Source organism: Streptomyces sp. NPDC037288, from assembly GCF_055603265.1.
This window is the reverse complement of sequence record NZ_JBVJVY010000015.1, coordinates 163,370-172,443: the sequence shown is the minus strand read 5'-3', so window position 1 is coordinate 172,443 and position 9,074 is coordinate 163,370. Positions and strand designations below refer to the sequence as shown.

7 protein-coding genes are annotated in these 9,074 nt (G+C 70.5%); 6 read left to right on the top strand and 1 reads right to left on the bottom strand.

Annotated features, from left to right (window positions below):
- The first annotated feature begins 476 nt into the window (after nucleotides 1–476).
- The 6 genes from ACZ7GZ_RS19745 to ACZ7GZ_RS19720 all read left to right on the top strand — a co-directional run bounded on the left by ACZ7GZ_RS19745 (nucleotide 477) and on the right by ACZ7GZ_RS19720 (nucleotide 7,658).
- The gene (locus tag ACZ7GZ_RS19745) at nucleotides 477–1,241 is read left to right on the top strand and encodes an IclR family transcriptional regulator (RefSeq protein ID WP_471025701.1); all 765 of its coding nucleotides are present in this window, start codon (nucleotides 477–479) and stop codon (nucleotides 1,239–1,241) included.
- Nucleotides 1,242–1,588: 347 nt separating this feature from the next.
- Nucleotides 1,589–2,383, top strand: a complete 795-nt coding sequence (locus tag ACZ7GZ_RS19740; RefSeq protein WP_471025699.1) for an MIP/aquaporin family protein — start codon at nucleotides 1,589–1,591, stop codon at nucleotides 2,381–2,383.
- A gap of 64 nt (nucleotides 2,384–2,447) precedes the next feature.
- Complete coding sequence (gene glpK / locus ACZ7GZ_RS19735) at nucleotides 2,448–3,986, top strand: glycerol kinase GlpK (protein ID WP_471025697.1); 1,539 nt, start codon at nucleotides 2,448–2,450, stop codon at nucleotides 3,984–3,986.
- 47 nt (nucleotides 3,987–4,033) lie between these two features.
- Entirely contained in the window at nucleotides 4,034–5,650 is a 1,617-nt protein-coding gene (locus ACZ7GZ_RS19730; protein ID WP_471025694.1) for a glycerol-3-phosphate dehydrogenase/oxidase, read from the top strand.
- 249 nt (nucleotides 5,651–5,899) lie between these two features.
- Nucleotides 5,900–6,571, top strand: coding sequence for a FadR/GntR family transcriptional regulator (locus ACZ7GZ_RS19725; protein WP_471025692.1), 672 nt, complete (start codon nucleotides 5,900–5,902; stop codon nucleotides 6,569–6,571).
- A 166-nt stretch (nucleotides 6,572–6,737) separates the two neighbouring features.
- Nucleotides 6,738–7,658 (top strand): PAC2 family protein, encoded by a 921-nt coding sequence (locus tag ACZ7GZ_RS19720; RefSeq protein ID WP_471025689.1) that lies wholly within the window; start codon nucleotides 6,738–6,740, stop codon nucleotides 7,656–7,658.
- A 158-nt stretch (nucleotides 7,659–7,816) separates the two neighbouring features.
- Here ACZ7GZ_RS19720 and mshC read toward each other — a convergent pair whose 3' ends face one another.
- Complete coding sequence (mshC, locus tag ACZ7GZ_RS19715) at nucleotides 7,817–9,046, bottom strand: cysteine--1-D-myo-inosityl 2-amino-2-deoxy-alpha-D-glucopyranoside ligase (protein WP_471025687.1); 1,230 nt, start codon at nucleotides 9,044–9,046, stop codon at nucleotides 7,817–7,819.
- Between the last annotated feature and the right edge of the window lie 28 nt (nucleotides 9,047–9,074).

The following is a 9,074-nucleotide window of genomic DNA, read 5'->3' as shown; positions in this document are numbered from 1 at the left end:
CTGCTGGAAGTCCTCGAGTGTGGGGTCCTGGGCCTGGAGCATGGTGCCCATGGCTCCGTCGGCGACCACCACACGGGTGGCGAGCGCCTGGCGGAGCGCGGACGCACGGGTCCGGCTGTCGGCGGAAGGGGACGGTGGCAACGAGGCCATGAAGGGGCTCCCTAGATGCGACGGCTGTCGGCTATGCGGCTGCCCCGGCGGGCGGGGATGCCGCACGGCGCCAGAGTAACCGGGAGTGGGCTTGGATGGGCACCGGCGTCCACGGGCCGGACGCGGTGGCCCGTGTGCCACGGCCAGGTCACGTGTGATGTAACAGCTGCCGTCCGACCATTAGCGGGAGGTCGGCATGGACCGGTAGTGTTCGACATTGCCGAACGGCGGGTAACGGAACGTACGACGGTATACGACAGGTGTCGACTCGGCGGACGGTACGACGGCGTTCGGCGGCAGTCGAAGGGGACGGAGGCAGGACGGCGATGGCACGGAACATCCAGTCGCTCGAACGGGCGGCCGCGATGCTGCGGCTGCTCGGGGGCGGCGAGCGACGGCTCGGCCTGTCGGACATCGCCTCGTCACTGGGTCTCGCCAAGGGCACCGCCCACGGGATTCTGCGCACCCTCCAGCAGGAGGGGTTCGTGGAGCAGGACGACACGTCCGGGCGCTACCAGCTGGGCGCGGAGCTGCTGCGCCTGGGCACCACGTACCTGGACGTGCACGAGCTGCGGGCGCGAGCCCTGGTGTGGACGGACGACCTGGCCCGGTCCAGCGGGGAGAGCGTGTACCTGGGGGTGCTGCACCAGCAGGGCGTGCTGATCGTGCACCACGTCTTCCGGCCGGACGACAGCCGGCAGGTACTGGAGATCGGCGCGATGCAGCCGCTGCACTCGACCGCGCTCGGCAAGGTGCTCTCGGCCTACGACCCGGTCGCGCACAGCGAGGCGATGGAGGCCGACCGCAAGCCCTTCACCGACCGCACGGTGTGCGAGATGGACGACTTCGAGCACCTCCTCGACATGACACGCGCGCGTGGCTACGCGGCCGACGTGGAGGAGACCTGGGAGGGCGTGGCGTCCGTCGCCGCACCCGTCCACGACCGGCGCCGCATGCCCGTGGGGGCGGTCGGTGTCACCGGCGCCGTGGAACGGCTGTGCCGGGACGGCGAGCTGCGTCCCGAGCTGATCGCCGCGGTGCGCGACTGTGCCCGCGCGGTCTCCAGGGACCTGGGCGCGGGACGGTTCTGAGGGACTGAGCACCCCCTGGGGGTCAACCGGGACGCCGGGCGGCGTTCCGGTTGTCGCCATACCCTGAAATGGATATATGGGGCTAAAACCATACGTCAGCGCGCGAAGAGCGACATCCGGCAGCGATCAATAACGATCCTGTTTTCGATAACAGAACTCTTGACGCATGCGTAACGCCGAAGCAAGACTCCCGTCCATCGGTCGGCATTGTCGAACACCTACCGGCAATACGCGCTAGAGTGTGACAACGCCAAGGGCCGGCCATCGCTCTCACCCCCGAGGGCGCCAGAACCCCCGGCGGGACCCGGGGTTCGGTTACCCCTGGACGAAGGACAAAGGAGTCGCGGGTGTCCAGCTCCGACATCTTCATCGGCGAGACCATCGGTACCGCCATACTCATCCTGCTCGGCGGCGGCGTCTGCGCGGCCGTCACGCTGAAGGCCTCCAAGGCCCGTAACGCCGGTTGGCTCGCCATCACCTTCGGGTGGGGCTTCGCCGTCCTGACGGCTGTGTACATCTCCGGACCGCTCTCCGGTGCACACCTCAACCCGGCCGTCACCGTCGCCCTTGCCATCAAGGACGGCAACTGGACCAACGTTCCGACCTACTTCGCCGGGCAGCTGCTCGGCGCGATGATCGGCGCGACCCTGGTGTGGGTCGCCTACTACGGACAGTTCCACGCCCACCTGACCGACAAGGAGATCGTCGGCGGTCCGGGCGCGCAGGCCACCACGGCCAAGGCGGTCGAGGCCCAGGAGAAGGGCGCCGGCCCGGTCCTCGGCGTCTTCTCCACCGGTCCGGAGATCCGGAACGTGGCGCAGAACCTCGCCACGGAGATCATCGGCACCGTCGTCCTGATCCTGGCGGTCCTCACGCAGGGCCTGAACGACAAGGGCAACGGCCTCGGCATCCTCGGCGGTCTGATCACCGCGCTCGTGGTGGTGTCGATCGGTCTGTCCCTCGGCGGCCCGACGGGCTACGCGATCAACCCGGCCCGTGACCTGGGCCCGCGCATCGTGCACTCCCTGCTGCCGCTGCCCAACAAGGGCGGTTCCGACTGGGCGTACGCCTGGATCCCGGTGGTCGGTCCGCTGATCGGCGGCGCGATCGCTGCAGGCATATACAACGTCGCCTTCGCATAAGCATCACCTCGAAGCACGCGCCGTACGTACAGCCCCCTCACCACGGATCTTTCAGGAGCACACAGTGACCGACGCCCACACCGCAGGCCCGTTCATCGCGGCGATCGACCAGGGCACGACCTCCTCGCGCTGCATCGTCTTCGACCGGGACGGCCGCATCGTCTCCGTCGACCAGAAGGAGCACGAGCAGATCTTCCCCAAGCCGGGCTGGGTCGAGCACAACGCTAACGAGATCTGGACCAACGTCCAGGAAGTCGTCGCCGGAGCCATCCAGAAGGCCGGCATCACCCGCGACGACATCAAGGCCATCGGCATCACCAACCAGCGCGAGACCACCGTGCTGTGGGACAAGAACACCGGTGAGCCCGTCTACAACGCCCTCGTCTGGCAGGACACCCGCACCGACGCCCTGTGCCGGGAGCTCGGGCGCAACGTCGGCCAGGACCGCTTCCGCCGCGAGACCGGCCTGCCGCTGGCCTCGTACTTCTCCGGCCCCAAGGCCCGCTGGCTGCTCGACAACGTCGAGGGCCTGCGCGAGCGCGCCGAGGCGGGGGACATCCTCTTCGGCACCATGGACACCTGGGTCATCTGGAACCTGACCGGTGGTGTCAACGGCGGCAGGCACGTCACCGACGTGACCAACGCCTCCCGCACCCTTCTCATGAACCTGCACACCATGCAGTGGGACGACAAGATCGCCGAGTCCATCGGCGTGCCGCTGCAGATCCTGCCCGAGATCCGCTCCTCCGCCGAGGTCTACGGCGAGGTCACCGGCGGCAAGCTGGGCGACCTGCTGGGCGGCATCCCGGTCGCCTCCGCGCTCGGCGACCAGCAGGCGGCCCTGTTCGGCCAGACCTGTTTCTCCGAGGGCGAGACCAAGTCCACCTACGGCACCGGCACCTTCATGGTGATGAACACCGGTGACAAGATCATCAACTCCTACGCCGGTCTGCTGACCACGGTCGGCTACAAGATCGGCGACCAGCCGACGGTCTACGCCCTGGAGGGCTCGATCGCCGTCACGGGCTCCCTGGTGCAGTGGATGCGCGACCAGATGGGCCTGATCTCCACCGCCGCCGAGATCGAGACGCTCGCGCTCTCGGTCGAGGACAACGGCGGCGCCTACTTCGTACCGGCCTTCTCCGGTCTGTTCGCCCCGCACTGGCGTTCCGACGCCCGCGGTGTGATCGCCGGTCTGACCCGGTACGTGACCAAGGCGCACCTCGCGCGCGCCGTCCTTGAGGCCACCGCCTGGCAGACGCGGGAGATCGCCGACGCCATGGTCAAGGACTCCGGCGACGAGCTGGTGACCCTCAAGGTCGACGGCGGCATGACCTCCAACAACCTGCTGATGCAGACCCTCTCCGACGTCCTGGACGCACCCGTGGTGCGCCCGATGGTCGCCGAGACCACCTGCCTCGGCGCCGCCTACGCCGCCGGCCTCGCCGTCGGCTTCTGGTCCAGCACCGACGAACTGCGCGCCAACTGGCGCCGGGCCGCCGAATGGACCCCCCAGATGGACGCGGACACCCGCGACCGTGAGTACAAGAACTGGCTCAAGGCCGTCGAGCGGACCATGGGCTGGATCGAGGACGAGAGCTGAGCGGCTCCACCGGCTCAGCCATCTCTGACGAGGAGTAAGTACCCGACATGACCAGTCAGTCCACCCTGCAGACCGTGCCTGCCCTGGGGACGCACCCGGCCTCCGGCTCCAACCCGAGCCGGGCCGAGACCAGGGAGCAGCTCTCCAAGGCGTCGTACGACCTTCTGGTGATCGGCGGCGGCATCCTGGGCATCTCCACCGCCTGGCACGCCGCGCAGTCCGGCCTGAGGGTGGCTCTGGTCGACGCCGGTGACTTCGCCGGCGCCACCTCCTCCGCCTCCTCCAAGCTGCTCCACGGCGGTCTGCGCTACCTGCAGACCGGCGCGGTGAAGCTGGTGGCGGAGAACCACTTCGAGCGCCGTGCGGTCTCCCGCCAGGTGGCCCCCCACCTGGCGAACCCGCTCACCTTCTACCTCCCCGTGTACAAGGGCGGGCCGCACGGCGCGGCGAAGCTCGGCGCGGGCGTCTTCGCCTACTCCGCGCTCTCCGCGTTCGGTGACGGCGTCGGCCACCTGCTCTCGCCCGCCAAGGCGGCGCAGGACGTGCCCGAGCTGCGCACCGAGAACCTCAAGGCCGTGGCCGTGTACGGCGACGACCAGATGAACGACGCCCGCATGGCGCTGATGACGGTCCGCGCGGCCGTCGAGGCGGGCGCGGTCGTCCTCAACCACGCCGAGGTCACCGGCCTGCGCTTCACCAACGGCCGGGTCACCGGTGCCGACCTCAAGGACCGTACCTCCGGTGACGAGTTCGGGGTCAACGCCCGTCTGGTGCTGAACGCGACCGGCCCCTGGGTGGACCACCTGCGCAAGATGGAGGACCCGAACGCGGCGCCGTCCATCCGCCTGTCCAAGGGCGCGCACCTGGTCCTGAAGCGGACGTCTCCGTGGAAGGCCGCGCTGGCGACCCCCATCGACAAGTACCGCATCACCTTCGCCCTCCCCTGGGAGGACATGCTGCTGCTCGGCACCACCGACGAGGAGTTCGAGGGCGACCCGGCGGACGTGTCCGTCACCGAGAAGGACATAGCCCAGATACTGGACGAGGCCGCGTTCTCCGTCCGGGACCAGCAGCTCAAGCGCGACCTGATCACCTACGCGTTCGCCGGTCTGCGGGTGCTGCCGGGCGGCCCCGGCGACACCGCCAAGGCCAAGCGCGAGACCGTGGTGACCGAGGGCAAGGCCGGCATGCTGTCCGTCGCCGGCGGCAAGTGGACGACGTTCCGCCACATCGGCCGTACGGTCATGCAGAAGCTGGAGGCGCTGCCGGGCCACCCGCTCGGCGACGACTTCGAGCCGATCTCCTCGCTGCCGAAGAAGCTGCCGCTGCCCGGCGTCGCCAACCCGCGCGCGGTCGCGCACCGCCTGCTGGTGGACGGTCCGGCCCCCGGCCCGCGCATGGCCGCCGACACCGCCAAGCACCTGGCGACCCACTACGGCTCCCTGGCCTTCGACATCGCCCGCCTGGCCAACGACAACCCGGAGCTGGCCGAGCGCGTCCACCCCGACGCCCCGGAGATCTGGGCGCAGGTCGTGTGGGCCCGCGACCACGAGTGGGCCGAGACGCCGGACGACGTGCTGCGCCGCCGTACGACGCTGACCATCCGGGGCCTGGCCACGGACGAGGTCCGCGCGAAGGTGCAGGACCTGCTCGACAAGAAGTAGACCCCGGTGGCGGCCGGTCCACTTCCCTGACCGGGACCGGCCGCCACCGCAGCGCCGGACCGCCGCACCGGGTCCGGACGACCGAGAGGGGCGACCCCGCGCCGACGGGGCCGCCCCTCTCGCCTGCGCCGTGCGCCCGGCCCGGAAGCCGGCCCGGGGCAAGGCCCCCGGACGCTGGTCGGTGAGGACCGCATAATGTGCCCGGACATCCGATGTCCGAGGCATGGGGCGGGCGACAGGAGGCCGGGCATGGCAGTCACCGACGAGGCGATCGAGAAGATCAAGGACATGATCGTCTCCGGTGCGCTGCGCCCCGGCGACCGGCTCCCCAAGGAGAGTGAGCTGGCCGCCGAGCTGGGCCTGTCCCGCAACTCGCTGCGCGAGGCCGTGCGGGCCCTGTCGCTGATCCGGATCCTGGACGTGCGCCAGGGCGACGGCACGTACGTCACCAGCCTCGACCCGCAACTGCTGCTGGAGGCGCTGAGTTTCGTCGTGGACTTCCACCGCGACGACACCGCGCTGGAGCTCCTGGCGGTGCGCCGGATCCTGGAGCCGGCCGCGACGGCGATGGCGGCCTTCCGGATCAGCGAACAGCAACTGGACGCCCTGTCCAGTCAGTTGGACGCGCTGGGCGACGAACCCTCGGTGGAGGAACTGGTCGCGGCCGACCTGGAGTTCCATCGCGGCATCGTGCGTGGCGCCGGCAACTCGGTGCTGTGCTCGCTCCTGGACGGACTGTCGGGGCCGACCACCCGGGCCCGGATCTGGCGGGGCCTCACCCAGGAGGACGCCGTCGGCCGCACCCTGCGCGAGCACCGGGCGATCCTCGCCGCGCTGCGCGACCGGGACGCGGAGGCCGCCCGCTCCTGGGCGACCGTACACATCGCGAGCGTGGAGCAGTGGTTGCGCAGCACCCTGTGAAACGCCGGTGCGCAGCCGTCCCGGCTCCCTGTTGACGAGGGGTGTTCCACGGTGGCGAACGGGGCAGTGATCCGTTCACTCCCCCACGCAAGGGGGCTGCGGGCGCCCCCGCCGGACGCCGTAAGGTTGGTGAGTCAAGCGAGGGCACGTCGGAAGGAGGCACTGGGTGATCGAGCTGGAGGGGGTTCCCGAGCTGATCGACCCAGTCATGGTGGCCGCGTTCGAGGGCTGGAACGATGCCGGCGACGCCGCCTCCACGGCGGTCGCGCATCTGGAACGCGAGTGGAAGGGCGAGGTGTTCGCGGCACTGGACGCCGAGGACTACTACGACTTCCAGGTGAACCGGCCCACGGTGTTCATGGACGGCGGAGTGCGGAAGATCACTTGGCCGACGACCCGGCTGTCGGTGGTCCGCGTCGGCGGCGACAAGCCGCGCGACCTGGTCCTGGTCCGCGGCATCGAACCGTCCATGCGGTGGCGCTCGTTCTGCAACGAGCTGCTCGGCTTCGCGCACGAGCTGGGCGTGGAGCTGGTGGTCGTCCTGGGCGCCCTGCTCGGTGACACCCCGCACACGCGGCCGGTGCCGGTCAGCGGGGTGACGTCGGACCCGGACCTGGCGCAGCGCATGGACCTGGAGGAGACCAAGTACGAGGGCCCGACGGGCATCGTCGGCGTCCTGCAGGAGGCGTGCACGCACGCCGGCGTCCCGGCGGTGTCGCTGTGGGCGGCCGTACCGCACTACGTCTCCCAGCCGCCCAACCCGAAGGCCACGCTGGCGCTGCTCAACCGTCTGGAGGACCTGCTGGACCTGCGGATCCCGCAGGGGGAGCTGCCCGAGGACGCGCGGGCCTGGCAGGTGGGCGTGGACCAGCTGGCCGCCGAGGACAGCGAGGTCGCCGAGTACGTCCAGACGCTGGAGGAGGCCCGGGACACCGCGGAGCTGCCGGAGGCGTCCGGGGAGGCGATCGCCCGCGAGTTCGAGCGGTATCTGCGGCGCCGGGACGTGGGCCCTCCGGGCGGGAAGCAGAGGCCTCCGGCCGCGGGCGGGGGGTCCAGAGAGGATGACGAGGACGGGTCGGAGGACTGAGGTATGGCGAAGGGGCGGTTCCCTTGTGGGGAAGCGCCCCTTCTTTTTGTTGCCGATGCGCCATGGGCTGCCGCGACGGGCCGTTGCGCGTCTGCGGGTCCGCTGTGGCGTGTCGCGCCGTTCCCCGCGCCCCTTACGGGGCGGGGGCCCTCACGGCGTTAAAGAGCCACGCCGAGCAGCGCGTCCACCGCGCGCGTGACGACGCCCGGTGCGCCCGTGTCAGTGCCGCCCTGCTCCTCCTGCCGGGCCGCCCAGCGGTCCACGGCCGCGACCGCCGTGGGGGCGTCCAGGTCGTTGGACAGGGCCTCGCGGATCTCCTCGACCAGGGCGTCGGCGGAGGGGCCGTCGGGGCGGGAGACGGCCGCGCGCCAGCGGCCGAGGCGGGTGACGGCGTCCTGGAGGACCTGGTCGGTCCACTCCCAGTCGGCGCGGTAGTGGTGGGAGAGGAGGGCCAGGCGGATGGCGGCGGGGTCGACGCCGTCGCGGCGCAGCGCCGAGACGAAGACCAGGTTGCCCTTGGACTTGGACATCTTCTCGCCGTGCAGGGCGACCATGCCGGCGTGGACGTAGGCCTTGGCCATGGGGAACTCGCCGGTGAGCACCTGGGCGTGCGAGGCGCCCATCTCGTGGTGCGGGAAGGCGAGGTCGGAACCGCCGCCCTGGACGTCGAAGCCCATGCCGAAGTGGTCCAGGGCGATGGCCACGCACTCGATGTGCCAGCCGGGGCGGCCGGGGCCGAGGGAGGCGCCGTCCCAGCTGGGCTCGCCCTCGCGGGCCGCCATCCACAGCATCGGGTCCAGCGGGTTCTTCTTGCCCGGGCGGTCCGGGTCGCCGCCGCGTTCGGCGGACAGCAGCCGCATGGCGGCCGCGTCCAGGTTCGAGACCTTGCCGAAGTTCGGGTCGGACTCGACGGAGAAGTAGATGTCGCCTTCCAGCTCATAGGCCGCGCCGAGGTCGCGCAGCCGCTCCACGAGCGGGACGATGCCGGGTATCGCCTCGACGGCGCCTATGTAGTGCTGGGGCGGGAGGAGCCGCAGGGCGGTCATGTCCTCGCGGAAGAGGGTCGTCTGCTGCTCGGCGAGGGCGACCCAGTCGACGCCGTCCCGCTCCGCGCGCTCCAGCAGCGGATCGTCGACGTCGGTGACGTTCTGGACGTAGTGGACCTGCCGCTTGGTGTCGAGCCACACGCGCTGAACGAGGTCGAACGCGTTGTAGGTCGCCGCGTGACCCATGTGGGTCGCGTCGTACGGGGTGATGCCGCAGACGTAGATTCGGGCGACGGGACCGGGGTCGAGGGTGACCAGACCGCCGGTCGCGGTGTCGTGGATCCTCAGGTCGCGGCCCTGACCAGGCAGGGCGGGGACCTCGGAAGCGGGCCAGGCATGCATGTACATGAGCCTAACCGGCCACGAGCTG